Source organism: Methanomethylovorans sp. (genome assembly GCF_041447285.1).
Taxonomy (GTDB): Archaea; Halobacteriota; Methanosarcinia; order Methanosarcinales; family Methanosarcinaceae; genus Methanomethylovorans.
In genome coordinates this window covers 44,812-69,195 of the sequence record NZ_JBGMEB010000025.1, presented here as the reverse complement: position 1 = coordinate 69,195, position 24,384 = coordinate 44,812, and the positions used below count along the sequence as shown (strand labels likewise).

The 24,384-nt window shown below is 37.5% G+C and carries 22 protein-coding genes; 5 read left to right on the top strand and 17 right to left on the bottom strand.

Annotated elements, in window-relative coordinates; genetic code table 11:
- Nucleotides 1-396: 396 nt before the first annotated feature.
- From ACC612_RS13490 to rfbF, 7 genes are all read right to left on the bottom strand, one after another.
- Entirely contained in the window at nt 397-1,299 is a 903-nt protein-coding gene (locus ACC612_RS13490; RefSeq protein ID WP_371855109.1) for a glycosyltransferase family 2 protein, read from the bottom strand.
- The gene (locus ACC612_RS13485; protein ID WP_371855108.1) at nt 1,300-2,031 is read right to left on the bottom strand and encodes a cephalosporin hydroxylase family protein; all 732 of its coding nucleotides are present in this window, start codon (nt 2,029-2,031) and stop codon (nt 1,300-1,302) included. It lies immediately after the preceding gene.
- A gap of 13 nt (nt 2,032-2,044) precedes the next feature.
- A complete protein-coding gene (locus tag ACC612_RS13480; protein ID WP_371855107.1) occupies nt 2,045-3,163 on the bottom strand; it encodes a class I SAM-dependent methyltransferase in 1,119 nt (372 codons plus the stop codon).
- A 1-nt stretch (nt 3,164) separates the two neighbouring features.
- The gene (locus tag ACC612_RS13475; protein WP_371855106.1) at nt 3,165-4,013 is read right to left on the bottom strand and encodes an NAD-dependent epimerase/dehydratase family protein; all 849 of its coding nucleotides are present in this window, start codon (nt 4,011-4,013) and stop codon (nt 3,165-3,167) included.
- A gap of 132 nt (nt 4,014-4,145) precedes the next feature.
- Entirely contained in the window at nt 4,146-4,697 is a 552-nt protein-coding gene (rfbC, locus tag ACC612_RS13470) for a dTDP-4-dehydrorhamnose 3,5-epimerase (RefSeq protein ID WP_371855105.1), read from the bottom strand.
- A gap of 2 nt (nt 4,698-4,699) precedes the next feature.
- Complete coding sequence (rfbG, locus tag ACC612_RS13465) at nt 4,700-5,821, bottom strand: CDP-glucose 4,6-dehydratase (RefSeq protein ID WP_371855104.1); 1,122 nt, start codon at nt 5,819-5,821, stop codon at nt 4,700-4,702.
- Entirely contained in the window at nt 5,790-6,566 is a 777-nt protein-coding gene (gene rfbF, locus ACC612_RS13460; protein WP_371855103.1) for a glucose-1-phosphate cytidylyltransferase, read from the bottom strand. The genes rfbG and rfbF overlap by 32 nt, the downstream gene beginning before the upstream one ends.
- A 394-nt stretch (nt 6,567-6,960) precedes the next feature.
- On the opposite strand from rfbF, the gene ACC612_RS13455 reads away from it, so the two are divergent.
- Nucleotides 6,961-7,944: a glycosyltransferase family 2 protein gene (locus ACC612_RS13455; RefSeq protein WP_371855102.1), complete on the top strand. Its 984-nt coding sequence runs from the start codon at nt 6,961-6,963 to the stop codon at nt 7,942-7,944.
- 19 nt (nt 7,945-7,963) lie between these two features.
- Here ACC612_RS13455 and ACC612_RS13450 read toward each other — a convergent pair whose 3' ends face one another.
- The 7 genes from ACC612_RS13450 to ACC612_RS13420 form a co-directional block, all read right to left on the bottom strand.
- Nucleotides 7,964-9,061: a glycosyltransferase gene (locus tag ACC612_RS13450; protein ID WP_371855101.1), complete on the bottom strand. Its 1,098-nt coding sequence runs from the start codon at nt 9,059-9,061 to the stop codon at nt 7,964-7,966.
- 533 nt (nt 9,062-9,594) lie between these two features.
- Entirely contained in the window at nt 9,595-11,079 is a 1,485-nt protein-coding gene (locus ACC612_RS13445) for a flippase (protein ID WP_371855099.1), read from the bottom strand.
- 232 nt (nt 11,080-11,311) lie between these two features.
- Nucleotides 11,312-11,476, bottom strand: a complete 165-nt coding sequence (locus tag ACC612_RS13440) for a polysaccharide biosynthesis protein (protein ID WP_371855098.1) — start codon at nt 11,474-11,476, stop codon at nt 11,312-11,314.
- 12 nt (nt 11,477-11,488) lie between these two features.
- Nucleotides 11,489-12,190, bottom strand: coding sequence for a sugar phosphate nucleotidyltransferase (locus ACC612_RS13435; protein WP_371855097.1), 702 nt, complete (start codon nt 12,188-12,190; stop codon nt 11,489-11,491).
- On the bottom strand, nt 12,190-13,182 hold the full coding sequence (locus ACC612_RS13430) for an SDR family NAD(P)-dependent oxidoreductase (protein ID WP_371855095.1): 993 nt from the start codon (nt 13,180-13,182) through the stop codon (nt 12,190-12,192). Before ACC612_RS13430 ends, ACC612_RS13435 begins: the two co-directional genes overlap by 1 nt.
- A complete protein-coding gene (locus ACC612_RS13425; RefSeq protein WP_371855093.1) occupies nt 13,166-14,056 on the bottom strand; it encodes an NAD-dependent epimerase/dehydratase family protein in 891 nt (296 codons plus the stop codon). The genes ACC612_RS13430 and ACC612_RS13425 overlap by 17 nt, the downstream gene beginning before the upstream one ends.
- The gene (locus ACC612_RS13420; protein WP_371855092.1) at nt 14,043-15,131 is read right to left on the bottom strand and encodes a glycosyltransferase family 4 protein; all 1,089 of its coding nucleotides are present in this window, start codon (nt 15,129-15,131) and stop codon (nt 14,043-14,045) included. The genes ACC612_RS13425 and ACC612_RS13420 overlap by 14 nt, the downstream gene beginning before the upstream one ends.
- A gap of 271 nt (nt 15,132-15,402) precedes the next feature.
- Between ACC612_RS13420 and ACC612_RS13415 the strand changes: the two genes are divergently transcribed.
- Genes ACC612_RS13415 through ACC612_RS13400 form a run of 4 tightly spaced genes read left to right on the top strand, consistent with a single transcriptional unit; the run spans nt 15,403 to nt 20,315 of the window.
- A complete protein-coding gene (locus ACC612_RS13415) occupies nt 15,403-17,904 on the top strand; it encodes an oligosaccharyl transferase, archaeosortase A system-associated (RefSeq protein ID WP_371855090.1) in 2,502 nt (833 codons plus the stop codon).
- A 52-nt stretch (nt 17,905-17,956) separates the two neighbouring features.
- Entirely contained in the window at nt 17,957-18,445 is a 489-nt protein-coding gene (locus ACC612_RS13410) for a 3-isopropylmalate dehydratase small subunit (RefSeq protein WP_371855089.1), read from the top strand.
- 8 nt (nt 18,446-18,453) lie between these two features.
- Nucleotides 18,454-19,320 carry a hypothetical protein gene (locus ACC612_RS13405; protein WP_371855088.1) on the top strand — a complete coding sequence of 289 codons (867 nt, stop codon included), beginning with the start codon at nt 18,454-18,456 and terminating at the stop codon, nt 19,318-19,320.
- The gene (locus ACC612_RS13400; RefSeq protein WP_371855087.1) at nt 19,317-20,315 is read left to right on the top strand and encodes an isocitrate/isopropylmalate family dehydrogenase; all 999 of its coding nucleotides are present in this window, start codon (nt 19,317-19,319) and stop codon (nt 20,313-20,315) included. Before ACC612_RS13405 ends, ACC612_RS13400 begins: the two co-directional genes overlap by 4 nt.
- Nucleotides 20,316-20,342: 27 nt before the next feature.
- Here ACC612_RS13400 and flaJ read toward each other — a convergent pair whose 3' ends face one another.
- Genes flaJ through ACC612_RS13385 form a run of 3 tightly spaced genes read right to left on the bottom strand, consistent with a single transcriptional unit; the run spans nt 20,343 to nt 24,372 of the window.
- Complete coding sequence (gene flaJ / locus ACC612_RS13395) at nt 20,343-21,995, bottom strand: archaellar assembly protein FlaJ (RefSeq protein WP_371855085.1); 1,653 nt, start codon at nt 21,993-21,995, stop codon at nt 20,343-20,345.
- 11 nt (nt 21,996-22,006) lie between these two features.
- Nucleotides 22,007-23,659: a type II/IV secretion system ATPase subunit gene (locus ACC612_RS13390; RefSeq protein WP_371855084.1), complete on the bottom strand. Its 1,653-nt coding sequence runs from the start codon at nt 23,657-23,659 to the stop codon at nt 22,007-22,009.
- A 17-nt stretch (nt 23,660-23,676) separates the two neighbouring features.
- Complete coding sequence (locus tag ACC612_RS13385) at nt 23,677-24,372, bottom strand: ATPase domain-containing protein (protein ID WP_371855083.1); 696 nt, start codon at nt 24,370-24,372, stop codon at nt 23,677-23,679.
- Between the last annotated feature and the right edge of the window lie 12 nt (nt 24,373-24,384).

Here is a 24,384-nt window from a genome sequence, read left to right as displayed (position 1 = left end):
TCTGCTTTAATTCTGATTTAAAAATCAGATGGACTGTACTTTTATAAGGGGAGGCATTATACACCTATGAGGTCATAAAAAAGGATGATTATTGCTGTAATAGAGAGGGAATCTCAGAGGACCCTATTTAGAGAATATAAATCAAAAGCAGGTATTATTTCAGAAAGAATCTGCGAGTGTTCTAAAATCTTCGATAATACTATGATTTCAAGTTTGTTTTCTATATATTGAATTCTTTTTTGTTCTTCATCGAAAGCAAAAACGGTAAAAACCAAGAGTCTCAATAATCTTTCGATCATTATTGAACCAAATGCCTGCTGAAATAAATCATAACGAATAGAGCTTTCATTGTTTACAAGAGCGAAAAAGAAGAATAATAGGAATTTTGAAGCACGATCATAAATAATACCAGTATTTAAGTTTTAATTTATATAATGCGATATAGAAATACAACATAATTCTCTCTGATGATCCATCAATACACTTTTCTGAAAGATCCTTAATTTCTCTGATGTACATATTAATTTCGTGATGATACTTTTTCTTTTTAAACAAAATATTACGGAATATGGCCAAGACCTTTCTTAACTTCCCATATAAAGTAAGTTCTGTGACTTCATAATCAATGTGATGAATCCATATCTTCTTGTTAAGGACATATACCGGTCCATTACAAATCATAGCATAAATTATAATGAGGTCAGAGCCTATGTCTATTAGATCTGGAAAAAATCCCTGTCTTTTTGAGATAAAATATTCCAGCAATTTATCTCTGTTGTATATTCCGTAAATTAGCGATTGTTTTGATGTTTTGAAATGTGGCGTTGTAAGAAAAAGCTTTAATGCCCCATAATTTGGATTAATTTCACCCCAAAAAACATCTGGCAAATCTATTAAATTTTTAATTATACCAGAAGGACTTTCCAAATTCCAATTAGCTCCCACAAGCGAGTATTCCTTTTTATAATGAATCTCCATTAACAATTCGATATAATTTTCATCTAATAAATCATCATCTGCTGCCCACATAAAATAGGTCCCAGTTGCTTGTTCTACCAAAAACTGAAAATTTGGAAAGAGGCCTATATCCACACTTTGCCTACAATATCGCACTCTCAAGTCTTTGCTTTCAAATTCCCTCCCAACCTTTTCAACATCAGGATTTGGTGAACAATTATCAGACACAATGATTTCCAGATTCTTGTAAGTCTGCCCAGTAATACACTCCAGAGTTCGCCTTAATCCTTCCGGACGGTTATAGCAAGGTATTCCTACAGATACAAGAGGTTCACTATCCATTTATTTTACTCTCCTCAAATATCCTTCCGGAGCAACAGTAATTAACAATTTGTTCTCGATATTCTTATCAATCTCAAAATTATCGTTTTTCTTCAAGAATTCATAAACCGCTGTCTTTGGATTATTTCCTTTGTCCCAAGGTCTATCTGGATAAGAACCAGTGGGCATATCTTCAACAATCGTATCAAAAACCACACAATAACTTCCGACAGATACAAGTGGTGCATACAGTTCAAGCTCGCGGAGCACGTGCTCATGAGTATGGTTTGAATCAAGACACACCAATACTTTTTTTCCTTCAGCTACCATGCGCAGCTTTTCGACAATTGCTTCATGAATACTGGAACCTTCAATCATTTTTATTCTTTTAAACATCGGATGTTTTTCAATTTCGACACGATTATGCTTACGGATGTCAATGTCAATTCCAATAACTAGCCCATTTTCTCCCAAAAGCTCAAGCATAGATGCATAAAATATTAGAGAACCTCCATGTGCAATACCTGTTTCAATAATAAGGTCCGGTTTAATATTCCAAATGATCTCCTGCATTGCCAGAATATCCTGTGGATATTGGATAATTGGGCGGCCCATCCAAGAAAAATTATAGGAATATTTTGCATTAATTGTATTATTCATAAAAGAAGCAGCTGCTTCCTGCAAGTCTTCATTTGTTGGATAACTATTTACTCTGTTTATGCATTCTTTCTCAAAATCATTTAATGTATCCATTTAGCTCCCTCCCTCATACTTCTTCCAAATATTCATTAACTGTATAGAATTTTCCAGTCCACGGTTTCACCATTCTTTTTATCTCCTCCAAATAATTTTCATTCATTATAATTATACCTTCAATATCATATTCATATCTCATTTTTAGTTCATCTGGAGATACTATCCGATGTGCACTTCCTGCAATATACTTGCCTTGTTTTTTAGGATTAATATCGACAATACACTTTATATATTGGCAATTTGGATCGACCATTCGCGCAAAGTTTGCGCCTTTAGCCCCAGCACCCCATAGAGCAAGATTTGAGTTTTCACTAACAAAACTTTTGCAATATTCCATTTTTTCATTAAATCGTGGAGTTTTACTTGCATCATATCTATATTTAGTGTTAGTTTCTGGAATATGAATTTTAAAATCACCTATTGCATATAGATATTGATCTCCAAACAGATAACCTGTTTCACAACTGGGAAGAATGGATTCAAACAATGACAGAGAGAAATAGTTACAGTGTTCATATGATATATCCCAAAAAGCGCCATTTTTGACAATCCATTCAAAATCTGGGACTTCGATGTAGATCATACTCTCTTTTTCAGTTGGACTACTAATATTCTCTAAGAAATTTAATGGGTCAGGTATATGTTCAAGAACATGGCGCATAATAAATAAATCCACTTGCCCATGTTTGTTATTTTGAGAATAATAACATTTTTGAATATAACTAGAATTACCTTCATAAGATGGGTCAAAACCACTTAAATTATAATAACCAGAATTCTGAAGCAAATTCAAAAAAGTACCTTTCCCACATCCGATTTCTATGATATGTGAACTTTTTGATTTTTTCTTTTCGATGATCTGTTTTACCGAAGACAAATGTTCCATAAATGCAGGAGAATGTGATTGTTCATTTTGATAATCCGAATTATAATCTAATCTTTTGGAATCAAAGGATCCATTCCAGACGAATCCACAATGCTTACATAAAAATAGATTAATTAATCCTTTTTCAGCATGTTTAGCATCTTTTTCAGAAGAATATACTTTATTTTGAAACAATGGTACATTGTCTTCGTGAAAAATCTCAGTGTTCTCATTTGAAGAACATATTGGACATAAATTGATCATATCATATATCCCCAATGATTTTTTTCAACTTTGTTGGATTGCCCCAAAAAGCCATAGGTTCATAATCGGGATATGGATAATACCCCAGATTGAGGGAAATATTTGAACCATGTTCTGATAAATATGTTTCAACTAGTCGACGAATAGAGATAGGTTCTCCAGAGCAACAGTTAACTATACCCTCCATATTTAATTGCACTGTTATTCTGCAAATGTACTCCGCAACTATCTCTACAGGTAAGTAATCACGTAACTGCTCTCCTCCCGACATATTAAACACCTCTGCACCCTTAGCTATAGCCTGTTCGAGTTGAGGCATCAATGAACTAGGATTCTGGCCCTTCCCATAAAGGAAAAAAAGCCTAGTCCAGTTAAATGAAGTAGTGCTGTCCCTAAGAATAAGTTCAAGGTATTTTCTGAGAGAATCCTTGGCAAGTCCATACTGAGTTACAGGTAGTGTACAGCAATCTTCAGATAGAGGGCCATTCTTCATACCATATTCATAACAAGTTCCCGCAACAACTAATTTCTTGATTTTATTGTCTACAAAATTTTTAAGAAACTTGCAATTTGCAGGAAGATTCTCTTCAACATGAAAAGAATCATTGTATTTAGGAAGACCATTCCAAGCTAAATGAATAAGTGCATCAGGTCTCCCAAAATAATTATAATAGTCCAATAATTGTCTATGATAGTCACATTGAAAATATTCCACTTCATTATACCAATCAAACTTTTTTGCCTTTTCTTCATTCCTTGACGTAGCAATTACATGTAGTCCGTCAGCTAATAAATTGGAGATTACATGTTGGCCTATAAAACCTGTAGCACCTGTAACCAAAATCTTCATAAAATATTCCTTTATTATTTAATTCTATAAAACCACACATATTCATATTTATAATACTATTGAATAGATATCAAATAAAGTATGTTATGAACAACTAAAGATGAAGATATGCTATTCGAATACACTTCACATCTATATTTCAATTCCATTAAATTTATCTTCAATAAAAGGATACTTAGAATCTTTATCAGATATATCTGTGACATTTTCTGGCCAGTTTATTCCTAAAACAGGATCATTATAATTTAATCCACCTTCAAACTCAGGGGAATAAAAGCTGCTCACAAGATATATCAATTCCGAACTTTCTTCAAGTGCTTGAAATCCATGAGCAAATCCCTCAGGAATGCATATCATTTTCATATTTTCAGCACTAAGTTCTACACCATACCATTTCAAAAAAGTAGGAGAATTTTTTCTAATATCAACTATTACATCATAAACTGAACCACGAATACAACGCACAAGTTTCATTTCTGCTATGGGAGGATACTGAAAATGAAGGCCTCTAACAGCTCCCTTTTTAAGAGTTTTGGAAAAATTGAGATTAACAAAATGCCGATCGTCAATAATTTCAGAAAGCTCCTTTTCACAAAAAAATCTTGCAAAAACACCTCTATGATCAACAAAGGGCTCTGCATGAACAATTGCTGCACCGGAAAGTTCTAATTTTTCAATTATCATCATTACACTTCCATATATGCATCAATATCTGCAAAACATGTGTTTTGCATTGATTTTGTATTGTTATTGTAATACTCTTTGTACCATGAAGCTGTTCTTTTTATAGCCTCAAAGAGGTTCCATCGGGGGGACCAGTTCAATTTGTAAACAGCTTTATCAATACATAAACGCAAGACAGAAGCCTCATGTGGTGTATTAGATGAAGACAAATGTTCCCAAGCAACACAACCCCATTCTCCACAAAACAAATCCATAAGATCTGATACAGTGCATTCATCGCTGCAGCACGGTCCGAAATTCCATGGTGAGAAAAGGTCTGGATCTTTACTTTCATACATTTTTGCTGCTAAGGTTAAATAACCGGATAGCGGTTCAAGGACATGCTGCCAGGGTCTAATAGAATTTGGATTTCTTACTATGACATTTTTTCCATTTGACAAAGCTCTTACTGCATCAGGTATTATTCTGTCTTTTGCCCAGTCCCCTCCCCCAATAACATTTCCGGCTCTAGCCGTGGCGATTTTTACTCCATGTTCATCTAAAAATTCGCTTGGAAAAAAGGATTTTCGATATGAAGATACAGCTATTTCTGCAGCTGCTTTACTTGCACTATATGGATCATGACCACCTAATGGATCACTTTCACGATATCCCCATAGCTGCTCTTTGTTATCATAACACTTGTCACTTGTAACAATAACCACAGAACATTGGTTTTCATATTGCTGTAAACTATCAAGAACATTCAGGCTACCAATAACGTTTATCTCAAACGTCTCAACGGGACAATTGTAACTTTCTCTTACTAAAGGCTGAGCAGCAAGATGGAATACATAATCTGGATCTGCTTTTTTAATGGCTTCCTTCAGTGATTTCTTGTTGCGTATATCGGCAATTGTTTCCCCAGCAAGTACATCACCCACGCAGGATGCTGTGTAATTATTAGGAATATTGTCTGGTCGCAGAGAGTATCCAAATACATTTGCTCCCATTTTATAGAGCCATAATGAAAGCCATGAACCTTTGAATCCAGTGTGACCTGTTATGAAGACATTTTTATTTTTATAGGCTGAAGCTAAATCCATATTAATCTTAATCCCATAACTTCCATTTGCTATTACCATTCTTCCACATCTGATTCAGTTGTTGCATATCGCGTAAAGTGTCCATGCATTTCCAGAATCCTGTATGTTTGTAGGCAAATATCTCCCTATCATCGCTCAGTTTTTCAAGTGGCTCTCTTTCAAAAACAGTCGCATCTCCATCTTTCAAATAATCAAAAATATCTGGCTCACAAATAAAGAAACCTGCATTGATCCAGGCACCATCACCTGCGGGTTTCTCTGCAAAATGCTCCACTCTTCCAGTGTTATCTGCAGATATAGCTCCATAACGGCCCTCCGGTTGCACTGAGGTTACCGTTACCAGATGACCATGAGAACGATGGAATGAAACAAGTTTTTCAATGTTAACATCTGCAATTCCATCTCCATAAGTCAGCATGAAAGTTTCATTACCAACGTAACTCTTTGCTCTCAATATTCTACCTCCTGTCATTGTGTCCAGTCCAGTGTCAACAAGTGTGACAGTCCATGGTTCACTTTTGTTACGATGAACTTCCATTTTATTTTTTGAGATGTCGATTGTTACATCGCTTTGGTGAAGGAAATAATTTGCAAAATATTCCTTTATAATGTAACCTTTGTAACCTAAAAGAATTATGAAGTCATTATACCCGTAAAATGAATACAACTTCATAATATGCCATAATATGGGTTTTCCGCCTATTTCTACCATAGGTTTAGGGATTGCATGCGTTTCTTCCGCAAGTCTTGTACCAAATCCCCCAGCAAGAATTAGGGTTTTCATAATCCACCAGCTAATAGATATTATAGTTAGATGTACATAACTCTCATTCCAAGAATGCCGAAGATAATTACTATTTTCAAGATAGAACCTTTTTACTGATAAATAAATTCTGCACGGTTATAGAGAGAATTTGCTTCAATAATAAAAATCCCATTTTTTCACCACTTTGAAATGTAATATAATTATGCAGCAATAGATAATCTAATGAGCATATATAAATGTTTGGAATCCTTATACACATTGATTTCATTTTGACATAGGGATATCAATAATTTCTCAAATCACTTTCCTATTTTGAGACACCAAAATTTAAAAATAAAAAATACATATGACTGTAAATAGCGAAGACAACTGTTAAGTGCTAATCCATTTTATGGATACAATTGAGGTATAAATGTTTTCCATAATTATTCCAACATATAATAGGGTAGCTGAACTGACTGACTTATTCAATTCTTTATTAAGACAAACAGATTTAATCACTGAAATTATAATTGTTGATGACAGTGAAACAAATAACATTAAAATTTTGATAGAAGATATGCGGATTGGATTTAAAGAAAAAAATGTGGAATTGATATATATTAGAAATATGCGTGGAAAAAGTTTGACAATAGCAAGAAACATTGGAATAAAGAAAGCTATAGCAGATATTATTCTATTTTTAGATGATGATGTAATTTTAGATGATAACTATTTGAGAGAAATTTTGCATACATATAACGAATATCCTAATGCTCTAGGTGTTCAAGGATTTATACAAAATGTCAATGGAATTAAAGAGAACATAATAGTTGAGCGAATTAAGACAATAATGCATAAACTATTCTACTTTAGTTTTAATTATAAAAACAAATGTGAAGTGCTTCCCTCTACTAATACCCTATATCCATCTAATATCAATGAGGTTACCAAATGCCAATGGCTTTCTGGTGCAAATCAGTCATACAGGAGAAAAGTTTTTGAAGAATTTAATTTTGATGAGAATCTTAGAAGGTATTCTTTTAAAGAAGATGTCGACCTATCATATGGAATTTATAAAAAATATCCTAATTCATTATTAATTACACCTCACGCTAAATTGATTCATAAAACTTCAAATGCAGGTAGACTGCCAAAAAAAGAGCTAATTATTATGAAACAAACATATTCATTGTATTTTTTCTATAAAAATATAGACTTAACTTATAAGAACAAGCTAATTTTTTTTTGGTGCCAATTAGGATATTTTATTCGCAGCTTTTTCAATTTTATATTAAATCCCTCTAAGACAACATATTTAGGTTTTAGATATTTTGTCGACGCTACTATTGAGAATATCATGCATCTTAAAGATATAAAAAGCAAAAACCTTGAATTTTTCAATAAAACACTATAGCTCAGAAATCAGAAAATAATCAATTTAGTTGATCATATTCATCTAACAAGTGATTAAGTATTACTGCAGGACTATATGTACTATGATATAATTTTTTACTGTTATTTGAGAAGTCATTAAATAAATTGGTATCATCCATTATTAAAAGTATTTTTTTAGCGAGATCATCTAAATTATTTTTGTCTATGATGAAACCGTTGAAATTATTTATTACTAATTCTGATGTAGAACCTACATCATTCACTAATATTGGTTTTCCATAATAAAGTGCTTCAAGTAAAACTAATGGCATTCCTTCGACATCCGAACATAGTACGAAAATATCGATTTCGTCAATTATTTCAGTGATTATATTAAAACCCGGAATGAATTTCACGTTATTTAAAAGTTGCAATTCCTCAACTAATAATTTGTATTTGGATTCTTCTTCTCCTCTACCAATCAATATTAATTTGGCGTTTGGTTTTGAGCTTACAACTATTTTCAACACTTTGATCAATATATCCTGATTTTTTTCACGAGATAATCTGGCAATAACACCAAAACTTTCAGCTGTTCTAGATGAAGGATTAAAATTGTATGGCAACTCTTGGATAATAAAAGGCAATGTTATGTAATCCTTATTCAAACCTTCATATTCCCTCAATTCATTACCTATTATTTTTGACGGTACAAAGATTTTATTGAATGAATTTAGATATTTGCTTAATTTTTTTCTAGACAGCCAGTCCTTTCTCCACATAGGAGATGATATTTCTGTATATACTGCTGGAATGTTCAATGATTTCTGAAGATAGTATGAAACGCTATAAGTAGAATAATGGTAAGAGGAGATTATATTAAATTTATGATATAAATTGTCAAGAATAACCCGAAGGAATAATATTGGCATACATATTTTAAATATGAGCCTATTTTCTATACTCACCTGAATTTTTGTCTTCGAGATTGGATATTTACATAAACCCAAGCTTCTGCTGAGGAAAAGAAAAGAATAAAGAGGGAGATAGATAGCATATTTAGTTGCTTGAAGTAGTACCTTAGTCAATATATTGTAATCCTTTAGTGAAATCCCATAATCTCTAAATTTGTCAGATAAAACGCTATTTTTATCCATTGGACGAATTGAATACAAATGTACACTGTATCCATGTTGGATGAGATAAGATAGATGAGATAGTAATAAGTTATCAGATCCACCTGTGATTAAAAGAGCCACAATTACACAGATATTCTTTTTGTCAGACACTTTTTGATACACTCCCATAATAGGTAACATAATAGGTAACTGGAATAACAAGGACGAGTAGTTTTTTTTAAACCTTAGTGTATACAACTATTTTAATAGTAGAGATAGTTCGAAACCATATCTATAGATATATTAAAGAGAAGTATTAAAGATAACTGGTTCCTATACTCTCCCATAAAAAATGTGGCAACTTTCAACCAACATTATTTTTGCTATATTAGTATTTTAGAAAAAGAGAAGTTAATGTTACTGGGACCAATAGCATCCCAGAAGACCTTCCACTTCTGTTTTTCAGTACGGATCTTATCTACATATCCTAACGAATTAAATTATAATTATATAGCATAAAAAGTACTCCAATTGTATGAATATAAAATGGAATATATGTAAAAGAAAATAATTCACAACCATGCTGGCCATACACCTCCCATGCCCATCCCCTCTACAATATTTCTCATTTCATCGTACACATTATCATCAAATTTCAATACCAAAAAACAGTATATTGCTCCACCGATCACAACAGCCAGCAGCGTAACCCATACATTGGATAAAGGGATAAGCAGGCGATATACTCCAACAAATATCCCCATCAGAATTGATGCCTTCATGATATTCAGTATATTACGATGTTTCAATCTAATCATAATCAATCTAGATAACGCACGCTTGGCAAGCGCAGCATTCAATACCATTGTTACAAGAGTTGCTATTGCTGCACCACTTATACCCATTATAGGAATCAGGAACGCATTTAACACGATATTAGCAACAACACCTACCAGTGTAACTTTAAATGATTCTTTTGGATTATCCAAAGCATCGAGATACATTGTGAAAAAATATTGAAAGATGTTGACGATCTGCACACCCATTAATAGAATCAATGTAAAGTAACCTCTAGCAAATTCAGCACCATAGAACAAATAAAGCAATTTATCACCCAATAATATGCCACCAATGAGCACAGGAACTGCCAGTATTAGAGAGTAACTGATTGCATTTGACAAAGATGCCTGTACTGATTCTATCTCTCCATTCTTACCCCATCTACTAACCCTGGGCCATAAAGTATTACGCAGTGCATAGGTAGCAAAAGTTGCAACCATTGTGAACTGAAGAGATATTCTATAGACACCTACATCGGCATTATCCATATAATAACCAATCATAAGCGTATCAGACTGTGAGAACACCAGTGAACCAGTTGACGTCAGGAACAACCAAAAAGAGAACATGGATAAACTTTTGACATGTTTCCACTTGAAGGGAACAAAATTTAAATCAAAAAATCGAAATTCAATCACCGCTGCAAGGAGAGTCCCTGCAATCAATCCACCAGCAAGGCCTGCTACCTCATATCCAAAGTATATTCCCATAACCTGGAAAATAATACGTGAAATGTTACCCATGCCAGCACATGTCATACGTACTCCTATTTTACCAGTGCCATTAACTCCGATGGATATGGAACTTGCTATCACAGAAAACAATAAAGATAGGATTAACCACACAAACATACCAGACTCATTGAGGTCGATAAAGTATTCCCGAAATACAAGCAAGAAGATCAAGGTAATTGAAGTAAAAATCAAAAGCAATACAAAATATGCTGTGAAATATGCATCCTGCTCTTCTCCTTCACTTATACGCTTGACTGCAGCTCCTCCAAAACCACCATCTGACACCATACTGAAAATTCCGGTATATGATAAGAAAATGAAGTATGCACCTAGAATTGAAGCACCTACACTCCGTGCAAAATAAATAGTACTTAAAAAGCCTATGGCTGTAAATGCTATTTGCCAGAAAAAGGAAATAAGACTCTGGCGCTGTATGGGGCTTATGCCCATTATTCGAGAGATTAGAGTCTGAATTTTTGACATAGAAATCATTGACTACGATGCAATTCTGAAAATTCACATTGAATATTTGATCGGATATTAAAACATTACCTCAAAGAGGAGCCAAAATAAACAAGGAACAAAATATTGTTTCAAGTTTTGTTCATTTCTGTATATATAATAATCATAGATACTGTAAATTAACTTACTAGTATTATTAGCCAATATGAGAATGAGGAGTTGCATTAAAAATCCTCTGCGTTTCACAAGCCTCTTAAGCATATACAGAAGGTTGGAACTCTAATTGCTCAGTTTCATCGACATCAAATACTTTAACAGTTTCCGGCTGTTCATTCCATAAAAGATGACGTACAAGCTCTTTTCCCAGAGAACCTGTGCCACCTGTAACAAGTATCTTTTTGCCATTAAATATAGACATGCTTATACCTTACTACAACAATTCATCCCTAATACTATTAAACTCTTCAAGCACCTTCGAGTAATCCTCATGACGACCTATATCCATCCAATAGCCGGTAAAATCATAACCAACTACTTTTTCATTTTCTTCTATCAACTGTTTTATAAGAACTGGAAAATCAAGATATTTGCCCTTTTCAATGTGATCAAGTATTTTCCTGTTCAAAATATAAATTCCCATGCTTACTTTGTAAGTTAGAGTCGGTTTTTCAATGTAATCAATAATATTTCCAGAATCATCTAAGTTAAGCACACCAAGACTAATAGGAACATCCTTATTATACATCGAAACCGTCGCAAGAGCATTTTTTTCTAAATGAAGTTTCATCAGATCAGAATAATCAATATTGGTTAATAGATCACCATTCATTACGAGAAAATTCTCTTCAAGACCATCTATTAAAGACAAAGGTCCTGCAGTACCAAGAGGTTCATTTTCCATCGAATAGGTGATATTCAATCCCCATCTGGAACCATCACCACAATAAGCCTGTATCAGCCCTGCAAGATGGCCAACAGCAAGAACGATGTTTGTAAATCCATGCTTTTTAAGCTGGAGCAATACAATCTCCAGAATTGGCATGTCATCAATGGGCATCAAGGGTTTTGGCAGAATGGTGGTGTATGGTGCCAAACGCTTACCTTTGCCGCCAGCAAGAATTACAGCTTGCATTATACCACATATCCTTTCGTATCATACAGATTGTTATGTCCTTTAAACCAATCTATGGTCAATCTTAAACCTTCCTCAAGAGTGTACTGAGGTTCCCAGTCAGCCAACTTTTTCGCCTTGGAATTATCACAGATCAATTCCATTACTTCACTTTTTACAGGCCTAACACGTTGGACATCTGTTGTAATTTTCATATTTTCCTTGTCAACTATCTTGAGAATAGTACTAAGAATATCGCCAATTGTATGACCCTTCCCTGTACCTACATTTATGACTTCGCCCACAGAACTTTCAGATGTTGCCACTGCAATAAAACCATTGACAGTATCTTTTACAAACGTCATATCCCTCACCGGATCAAGAGAACCCACATGAATCTCATCTTTTACCAATGCCTGAGAAATTATAGTCGGTATTACTGCCCTTGCAGACTGACGGGGACCAAAGGTGTTGAAAGGTCTTATGGTCGCCACTGGCAGATCAAAAGAGAGATAATAACTTTCAGCAAGCTTATCTGCGCCGATCTTAGAGGCAGAATAGGGGGATTGACCCTGCAAGGGATGAGATTCATCAATTGGTGTGTAGATAGCTGTTCCGTAGGTTTCACTGGTTGAGGTGTGAACCACTTTGTCCACACCATTCTCAAGTGCTGCCTGAAGCACATTTAAAGTGCCTTTGATATTCACATTGACATATTGCTCAGGAGCTATGTATGAATATGGTATACCAATAAGGGCAGCAAGATGGAAGACCACATCAGCATCTTTCGTTACTTGCTTTACATAATATGGATCGGTGATATCTCCAAGAGATATCTGTACTTTATCAACAAGCTCCGGATCAGCTAATCTCAGCATACCATTGTCATTGCGGGAATTATAATGTACCAGAGCCTTTACATTGGCACCTCTTCTAACTAGCTCTTCCGTGAGGTGGCTTGGAATAAAACCACCGGCACCTGTAACTACAACATTTTTATTCTTTATGTTCATCCAGATACGCCCTAAGTGTTTTTAATAATCCTGCATTTATATCAGTTTTTGGATACCAGTTCAATATATTCTTGGCTTTTTCAATGTTTGCAATAGTATCAAGTACGTCTCCCTTTTTAAGAACATCACTAAAATTGAGAGAAACATAATTACCAGTTTCTTTGAAATAGAGGGAAGACAATTCTGATGCTATTTCTTTTATTGAATAACTAATACCACTACCAATATTAAAGACCTCAAAGCCACGTATTTCTGACCTCGAAGCATTGACTATTGAATCAACAACGTCATCTATATAAACAAAATCTCGTTTAGGAGCAGAGGCACCTAATTTCACCTTGCCTGTCGGTAATTGCTCGATAATACGTGGGATCACAAAATCAGATTTCTGCCTTGGACCATATACGTTAAAGAGGCGAAGTACAGCAACGTTAAGACCATAATCCCGGCAATACGCCTGACATAATTCTTCGGCGAGAAGTTTACTGGTGGAATATGGATTCGTAGGTGCTGCAGGGTGTTTTTCATCCACGGGAAGATATTGAGGAAAACCATATACAAAAGTGCTTAAGAATACCATTTTAGGGACTTTATTTATCCTGCACCACTCAAGCATGTTCAAGGTTCCAACAACATTGTTAATGTATGCATGATATGGGTTTTCAAAAGAAAGAGAAATATTTGTAATCCCTGCCAGATGGAAAACAATTTCTTGTGCAGGAATGTTCTTTACCTGATCCAAAGAAGTAATGTCGGTCCGACTTGAAGATCGGGATATTTCAAAGACATTAATGCCCATTTCTCTTAATCTATCAGTAAGATATGAACCTATGAACCCTGTACTGCCGGTAACAGCAGCATTACTGTACTGCATGCTTTTTCACCAATTCCTCATATTGCTCTCTTACATCTTCCATTATTCTGTACCAATCTCCTCTTTCTTCTATGACCTTGTGAGCGTTTATTCCAAGTTTTTCTCTTTTAATAGGATCTGCAGCAAGTTCGAGGATCTTTTGAGCTAGTTCCTGAGGGTTTCTAGGAGTAAAAAGACATCCATTTAATCCATCGTCTATCCATTCACTTACACCGCCTACATCTGTAACAATGCATGGTTTTGCACATGCCATTGCCTCTAATACCGAAACAGGAGTACCATCTGAGAGAGCGGTTGAAACATAGATATCACAATTATGCAATAACCCAACCATTTCTTGATACTCGACCCAACCAATAAAAGTCACGTATTCCGATACACCGAGTTCCAGAACAAGAGATTTCAGAGAATCCTCCAGGGGACCGGTACCTTTGATCACAAATTTGATATTTGGATTTTTTTCAACTACAAAAGGTATTGAGTTGATAAGGGTTTCAATGTTATATATATCTAAGAAGGTCCTGTTAGAAAGGATTACAATACTAGTATCTCCTGTAACTTTTTTTCCAGCTGCTTGATGAAAAAGTTTTGTATCCACACCAAATGGAACTAATTTTACTCGTGGTGAAGGAACTCCGAAATTACTGACGATTTTTCCGCATATGTCTTTGGAAACACCATAAACAACATCTGCTCTCTTAAGCGATATACCTGTAAAGTACCACAGCAACTTGGACCAATAAGGTACTACCAAAATATCACCACCCCAAGCACTCATTATCAGTGGCCTGTAACCTAAGAAAGCTGCATGAAAACCGAACTTTGATATGAAATGTGCGTGTAGAATGTCAGGTTTTATCTTTTTGACGAGTAAATACATTCTCAAATGACGTGGACAGAAATCAAGATAAAGATTATTGAAAATAGATCGTATGATATGGACCTTGACTCCTTCTAGCTCTTTCTTTGGTGGTTCGTATGTGATGATATGAACCTCATCGCCCTGATCAACAAAATATTCTGCCCACCGTAAGGTGTGTATCGAAGTCGCATCCGCGATAAGACATATCCTCAATTCAAGACCATCCTTGCACAAAATGAATTATTATGTATCTTAAACAGGAACAAGTAAGATGTCATGCATTTTATTCCTTTGCATCAAAATGAAAAATGTTACCTGAAGGCAACATTAAATATGTGTGCTCCCCTTTCTAGATATATATCTAGAAAACTGTTATGCAAACTAAACAAAGGATAATCTTATGTTAGGTGCAACATATATGTATGAAGTGACCTTTTATCCTGCATAAATTTAACACATATCACATTTTGAAAGAGTTGAATCCATGACCAAAGAGGAAGCCGCCAAAAGAGATCTGAAAGGGAGTATACCCTATGCATTAGGGGTTTTAATCTCATGTCTCGTAGCGTTCTATATAAGGACTATCCCTAAAGCACAGGTTTTTGTAGCTGAGAACTTTGTGAAACTAAGCGAGAACGACCCCTGGTACCACTTAAGAAATGTGGAAGCAATGCTGCATAATTTCCCACATATGCTCTGGTTCGATGCGTATACAAATTATCCCCGAGGTACTACTCAGGTCTTTGCACCACTGTTTGACATGTCACTTGGCATAATACTCTGGATACTGGGACGTGGAAACCCAAGTGAGAAGCTCATTTACACAGTATCAGCGTATTATCCCGCATTCATAGCCTCATTGGTAGTCATAGCCACATATTTCGTAACCAAATGGATATTTGACGACAGGCGAGTCGGACTGCTGGCAGCTGTACTTATAGCTCTTGCACCCGGCCAGATACTCTCAAGGTCCATCATAGGTTTCAACGACCACCATATTGCAGAAGTTTTATTCAGCACAATGACAGCAGCCTTTCTGGTCATGGCAGTAAAGGTTGCAAGAGAACATCCAATAACATTCTCAAACCTTAAAGAAAAACCTATAGAGACAATTAAACCCGCATTGCCTTATTTTATACTTACCGGAATTTCCATGGGAGCATATACACTTACCTGGAAAGGAGCTCTTTTCTTCAGTTTGATCATTGGCCTTTACATTACAATACAGCACGTTGTGGACCACATGCATGGCAGGACCACTGATTACCTTGCAGTAGGTGGAATGATCATATTTGCAGTAACTCTCATGATGGTATTGATGGTTCCTGAGATAGGAGGTACGAAATCAATGCATGAGAAAGGACTGCTCGCCGGTATACTGGCTTTTCCCCTCTTAACGCTCCTTTCTACTGAAATGCAAAAAAGAAAACTGAATAAGAAGATCTATCCTTTGTCCATATTAGCTGGTGTTGCAGCAGTTATACTGACATCTAAGGCATTTGCACCATCCGTATACACAATGCTTATTGGTGTATTTGGGTTCTTCAAGAGAACAGGCGGTGCCCTGACCATAGGAGAAGCAGCACCTCTTGACCTGTTTGATGGTTCTTTCTACTATTATTTTGCAGCCATGGGATTTGTTTCGATCCTTGCACTTGCGATATTGATATATGAGGCTGCAAAAAAGAAGAACACACAGGAAAAGACATTGCTTATAGTATGGACTTTCATGGTGCTGTGGGCAATGCTGCAACAGAACCGCTTCTCTTACTACTATGCAGTTAATGCAGCGATACTAAGTGCATACCTCGGAATCAAATTCCTGGATCTGGCAGGTTGGAAAGACCTCAGATTGAGCAACTTGATGGCAACTGAAAAAGTTAAACAAAAGTCTGCAGGTAAAACAAAAGAAACTACAACTCATAAACTTAAACCCATTCACATAATATCACTTGTTATAGTCATTGTTGTACTTGTTCTACCCAATTACAGTCTGGCAACACAGCAGGCACAATATGCAGGTGGGCCGGGCAATCAATGGTTAGAAGCACTTAACTGGATGAGAATTAACACACCAGACCCTGGCCTGGACTTTAATGAGCTATATGAAGCACCTGCAAGCGGAGAGATATATTCATACCCCGATACAGCTTACGGAGTTATGTCCTGGTGGGACTATGGACACTGGATAGAAGTAATTGGACGCAGAATCCCAAATGCCAATCCCTTCCAGCAAGGTATCGGCGGGCGTACGAATAGTATAGAAGAAGAGAATCGGCCAGGAGCATCCACATTCTTTACCGCTTCATCTGAGGAAGAAGCCACTGCTGTCCTTGAAGCTATTCATCCGGATGAAAATAAAATGGGGGCCAGATACATAGTATCAGATGTGGAGATGGCCACCGGAAAGTTCTATGCTATGGCCTCATGGACACTGGACACTAACAATTATTACACAGCTGTGCAAACTGACCAGGGAGTGATGAATGTTCCTTATGAACGTTACTACAATTCTATGGAAGCTAAATTGCATATTTTTGACGGTAACGGCCTCAAGCATTACCGCATGGTTCATGAATCACCCGGTATCACTAGTTCCCAGAGTCAGGAAATTGGATACAAGAATGTATACAACGTACTTTTAGGTGGAAAAATAAAAGAAGATAACACGGGTTACGTAAAGATATTCGAATATGTAGAAGGGGCAAAGATCACAGGAACAGCACCTGCAGGTGAGAATGTGACGATAAGTACTACAATCAGCACCAGCCAGGGACGCTCATTCACATATTCACAAACAACAACATCAAACGGTACATACTCCTTCACAGTTCCATATTCAACAGAAGGACCTATCTCAGGCCAGACCCAGTTTGATGTAGCTCCCACACAGCCATACCAGATCAGCTATGGGAATGTGGTAAAAGAAGTAAAGGTTACCGAAAATGACGTACTTCAGGGAAATACATTATCAATAGAGGTGTAAACCCCGCTATATACGCATAGTAATAGCTAAAAGCTTTCCCGAGGTTGAACTTATGGAAAAGATAATTAAAGGAAAAACATGGGTATTTGGCGATGACATCGATACAGATGTCATAATACCTGGAAAATATTTGCGTACGACAGATATGCAGGTGTTTGCAGATCATGCTATGGAGGGCGTTGACCCTGATTTTTCGAAAAAGGTAAAGCCTGGAGATATAGTAGTAGGCGGTAATAACTTCGGTTGCGGTTCTTCAAGAGAACAGGCTGCATTAGCCCTTAAGTATGCAGGAGTGGCTTGTGTTGTTGCAAAGTCCTTTGGCAGGATATTCTTCCGCAATGCCATAAATGTTGGTCTTCATCTAATGGAATCCAATGTTGAATGTAAAGAAGGAGATGAAATGGAAGTAGACCTTGAAAACGGAAATGTTACTGTTAATGGCAAACAATATCCAGGAAACAAACTGCCTGAATTCCTTCTTGAAATGCTTAGTGATGGGGGACTTGTACCCCATCGTAAGGCTATGCAAGGTAAAAAATAGAGGTTCTGATGATATTTCCGGATGAGTACAAGTATGTTGGAGTCACACATATCAGTCCTGATGATGCACATGACGAGCCGATATATTTCCTTAGCCGATACATAATAGTTGAACAAAGCACTGATATCGGTAAAGAATGCTCAATTTATAGGGTTGAACACACCGGAGAAGATTTATTAAGGAAAGCCACAAAGGTCGAGCTTATAGCATATGGAGAACAGGTTATCAAATACGATGAGCCTTTGAACTTAAAGGATAAGCGGCTTCTCATCGAGAAAGCTGCTGAACTTTGTGAGCATGGTGTGAATACAGTAATATTTACAGGACTTGATAGGCACGTCACATTCGTACATGACCCAGATCCATCTGAAATAATCGACATTGAAATAGTAGATGTTGTTCCTCCTGAGCCATCCTGGCTTAGCCTTGTGATTAGAAAACTGGAGGCAAGCGGCATCTTTGGGGATTTGTGCATACGGTTTAAAGAAAACACTAAAGATCTCCGGCAGTTCGAAGGGGATAAAACGGTTTTCCCATGTTCTTCATCAGGGCTTAAAGGAAAATGCCTTGACTCCGATATTGTTACTGAAGATGGATCACTGCTTGTGGGCTGCGAGATATCCCGGAAATTATTTGAATCAAGGTTTCCAGGCCTCAAATATGATTTCATCAATATCTGCCCATTCCGATCTGATATTTATACACCGCAAGGAACGTTCATTACCCGATGCTGTCTTTCTGAAAGATCCGGGCTTGCAACAATTAATGGAATAAAAGGAGCAGTGGTTCACTGGGGAGCCTCGGAGTTCCAGGTAGCGTTAACAATAAGGGAACTCGTGCAGAACATAAAGAAAGAAAAAGGTGAAGGTCAATGAAACTTGCAGTGGTAGAAGGAGATGGAATAGGCAAAGAAGTCATACCTGCAGCTATAGAAGTACTCGATGCACTTTCCCTGCCTATAGAAAAGGTACCTGTTGAGCTGGGATATGGAAAATGGGAAAAGACTGGCTCTGCTATCACATATGAAGACCTTGATATCCTTAAGGAATGTGACTGTATACTATTTGGTGCGATTACAACACCATCCGATCCCAGTTATAAGAGTGTGCTCCTTACAATAAGAAAGGAGCTTGACATGTATGCCAATATCCGTCCCATAAAACCTATTGATGGGATCAGAGGTGTTACCGGACGCAATGATTTCAACCTGGTGATAGTCAGGGAGAACACAGAGGGCATGTACTCAGGTATAGAAGAGATACATGAAGACGTAGCATACACTAAAAGGGTCATTACCCGCAAAGGCTCTACCAGAATAGCCGAATATGCATGCAAACTTGCCAAAAACAGACAAAATCGTGTTGAAATAGTCCATAAATCCAATGTGCTTAAATCAGACAGATTATTTCTGGATGTGTGCCGCCAAACAGCCTCTTCCCAACATGTAGAATACCATGACACTTTGGTAGATTCTATGGCTTATAACCTGATAGTACACCCTAACAGATATGATGTCATAGTAACTACAAATCTTTTCGGAGACATATTAAGCGATATGGCTGCTGCCCTGGTTGGAGGGCTTGGGTTAGTGCCAAGTGCCAATATCGGAAAAAAGCATGCATTCTTTGAGCCTGTGCACGGAAGCGCACCTGATATCGCAGGAAAAGGTATAGCTAACCCTATAGCTGCTGTCCTGAGCATGAAAATGATGCTTGAGTGGTACGAATTGACCGATGAGGCAATAATTGTGCAGGATGCCATTGAATATGTTATTAACCAAAATAGTGTCACACCGGATCTTGGAGGCAAATCCACTACACCCGAAGTGGGACAAGCCATTGCAGACCGTGTAAGACAACTTATTGACTGATAACAGTCTCTTCTCTTTATTTTACGATCAACTCATACCCAGGAGCGACCAGATGGCAGTCTGGGTAATCACAGCAGTAATACCTGATACCCACACCATGATCACAAAGTCGACAGTGGAACTAAGCAGATGTCCCCCGTCTACGATTCTGATGAGGAGCGCAGACATCAGAGAATGAGCTATCATGATAAGCAATACCAAAAAAGACAACACTTTGACGTCTCCCACCTGTGTATAGATCACCATACCCATAGACATTCCTGCGGGCATTTCGATATTAGAGAACATACTCTGCATCAGATCGATCACACCTACGGAAATGTACATCGTAAAACCAATTCCTGCAGTGAGACCATAAAGCACACCTACAAGGCTCGAAGCAGACTGCACCCTCTTCTTTCTTAAAGTTACTATTCTGTGGAAATTTGAGGCTATGATGTCACCTATTATCTCTGGCTTGCCTCCAAGATTGGTTGATTCAACGAACATGATACAGAATCTCTGTATAAGGTGGCTGCCAGTATTTGCAGAGAAGAATTCCCATGACTTGAATTTATTTATTCTTGTGTTAAGCCTCTTGTATAGCTCATTCACATCTTTTGTGAGCGGACCAAAATCATGGATACGCAATGCTTTCAAAGCTTCATCTATTACTCCGCCCCTGGCACCTGCGGAGCTTCCCAGTGACCGAATAAAAGCAGGAAAATTCTCATCCCTACGCCTGATACTCTTTTCTATATTCCTGCACACCTTTCCAGTGTACACCAGAGGAGTTATGCAAATTGCAATAGCAATAGGCATGACTATCTTTCCGTAAAGTACAACGGCAATAGTAACAAGGATGCATGCCCCTATAGAAATAGGAATGGAACGATACAATTTGATCTTATAATCAGGAATTATGTTGGACTTGCTCCACAGAGGATCTTTTGGAACCTTACCTTTCGTAAACAGAAGAATCACAATGTCAGTTATAACGAATACTGCCACAACCATTCCCATAAGAGCCACAGCATCCATACCTGTTATTACTGGCATGATAACAGCAAAAGAGGCAAGAAATATGAGAGACATTACCAACGATACAAAAAGCTCCTTTATGATCTCAACATTATACATAGCGCCATTATACATGGCCTCATATTCGTTCATGACAACGTTCTGCTCTGCAAAAAGAAAGGATTTGATATTCTCTCCTGACTGTAACCCATGAGCAAATCTATCCAGAAAGTCCTCAAATATGACAGAGGGTGTTCTCTTCGAAATGAACCTACATGCCTCTGCAAGGCTCATGTTCCACACAGTAACAAGATTATAGATCTTCTTTGTTTCAGTGGCTAACTCTCGGTACTCCTTGTTATCGGAAACTATCCTGATTATATCAAGCCGTGGGGTTTCGGCAGTTGCAACTGAACCCATCTGAGTGATATAATAGTGCATATTGTTGTCAATACGTGATGCTTGTCCTCCATAGATAGAAAGGGGATAGTATACTGCAAAGAGAATACAGACCACAGGGATCATAATAGGGATCGCCTTGGTGCTTCCCTCAAATAGACCTGGCAAGGCACTGTAAAGTAAAAAGGAAAAGATAAAACCAAATACAACAACCGGAATTGCAATCTTTTTCAGATAAGTTTCCGGTTCCATACCCATACAATGGAATGCCTTGCTGTACATTAAATACACCTTTAGACTGAGAAAGGTAGCCCTTCAACACCATGTTTGTAGAAATTGATAATTACCTCAAGTACTTCATGATACTCTTCTATTCCTCTGGCCCGCATTTCGTTTATGATTTTAGCACGCAGGAACAGATCCTGGTAGATCTTACGCTTATCATCATAACCTAATTTAGCAGCTATTTTATTTTCCAGAATGTAACTGTTGTTTAGACCACGGAAAATATGTTTGTCAGTCTCAGGGTCCCACTGGAAAACAGCCCTTGTGACAACACCGCCAGCTTCTTCGTAATACCCTTCTAACTCCTCAACAGCAAGGCAACGTCTGAGAAATTTGCCTTTTCTGTATACTGCAGAAAGGATCATGGCAACATTCAGGTTGTCGATAAAGGTAACAGGTACATTAATGGGATTACCCGTCAAACGCTGTATCATCTTAGTAACTGCAGATGCGTGGAAAGTTGCCATCACAGGGTGCCCTGTCTGCATACCCTGGAAAGCCACAGCACCTTCCACACCTCGGATTTCACCTACAATGATGTAATTTGGCCTGGAACGTAATGCAGCTTTCAGTAGTGCAAATGTATCTACCCTCGAATCCACAGGACCATCTTCACGAGTGATAAGCTGCTGCCATACAGGCTGGGGAGGCTGCACTTCGGCGGTATCTTCAGCAGTGAAGATCTTAGCTTTAGGATTCACAAAACATAAGCATGCATTAAGCATTGTGGTTTTTCCACTTGCCGTTTCGCCACTGAAGAAAACACTCTGACCATTTTCCAGACATATCCACATGTAAGCTGCCATTTCAGCACTAAGAGCACCCCATTTCACAAGCTGAATGACACTCACAGGCACTTCCATGAATTTACGCATTGTGAAACTGCTGCCTCTGCGGCTGATATCCGGACTATAGATGATGTTTATACGTGAACCATCGGGAAGCGCACCATCAGCAATTGGACGGGCATCACTTACAGGCCTGCCTATGCGCTCGCTCATGCTTCGGAGCCAGCTATCAAGTCCTGCATCATCTCCAAAAGTGATATCTGTTTGAATCATTCCAAATATCTTGTGGACAATATAAACGCTGTTTACACCTATGCTGTGTATATCTTCAAGATAGGGGTCTCTGATAATTGGTTCTATTGGACCTGACCCGATGATGTTCCTTTCGATATAGTAGAGGATCTTATTGTACTCTTGCTGGTTAAGAGGCACTTTTTTCTTTACGGGAACAAGCTTTTGAATTACCCCTGGTCCTTTTTTGTCCTCTTCTATGTCGCCTCCGGCACCCACATCCACTGAGCTGTTCAATAATTTAGAGATCATCTCTTTAAGCTCGGTCTCAGATTGTGGTACAGGCTCCTTTGCAGACTTCTCTAGTACGAGGCTCATAATAGCATCATACTTCTTTTTTTCCTTTTCAGAAAGGCGAGGTTCCACGGTGTAATATTTTATTTCGCCCATTTCAGGAGTGCCATATATGTGAATAAATATTGGATCTCCAACGGGGAGGATGATATTGACATTATCGCTATCCAGATCTTTAGATAAACTTACCACAAACTGGGGTTCAGATCCTTTTTCTTTCTTGACTTTCTCTACATACTCTCCCAGATGAGGATTCCTTTGTACAGCTTTCTGAAAATCAGCATCCATTCATACAACCTCCAGTATCATGAGACAGATGCAATCTCCACAACCAGCCCAACCTTGGGTTCTATTCTGAAACCTATCATCTGTCCTACAGGTCCTTTAGCGCCTGTGAACTTATTGACCACAACGGTCCTCTTTACCTCACTTGCCATGGGCCTGGACTTCAGTGTTATATAAATATCGCAGCTTGATCTGAACATAGATGTTATTTCTTCACTGAGCTGGCTAGGCTCTATAGTCAGAATTATCACTTTTCCGATACCATTAAGCTTCTTGAAAAAAGAGATCAGATCCAGACTTTTTTCAATATTGGCACTGTACTTGATAAGAGATGAGATCGTATCTATTATGATCACATCCTTGTCAAATAGCTCTTCTGCACTCATCAATCTTTCAACAAAATCCAGACGGGACTTGGCAGCCTGAACAAGAGGAATTACAGGTATGTAGAGTAGTGTACCATTTAAGAGATAAGGTCCAATAGGATAATCGAGAGAATACATCTGGTTTATGAAGCCCTTGGTCGTAAGCTGAGTAGAGACAAAAGTTACACTAATCTTGTTCTCGATGAATCCATATGTAAGACGCTGTGTAATGGTACTTTTACCTCCGCCACTACCTCCTTCTATCACTACGAAAGAACCAGATGGAAAGCCTCCGCCTAGTTTATCATTGAACTCATCCCGGGGAATGCTAAATGGATAAATATCGGCCAAGTGTATACCTCA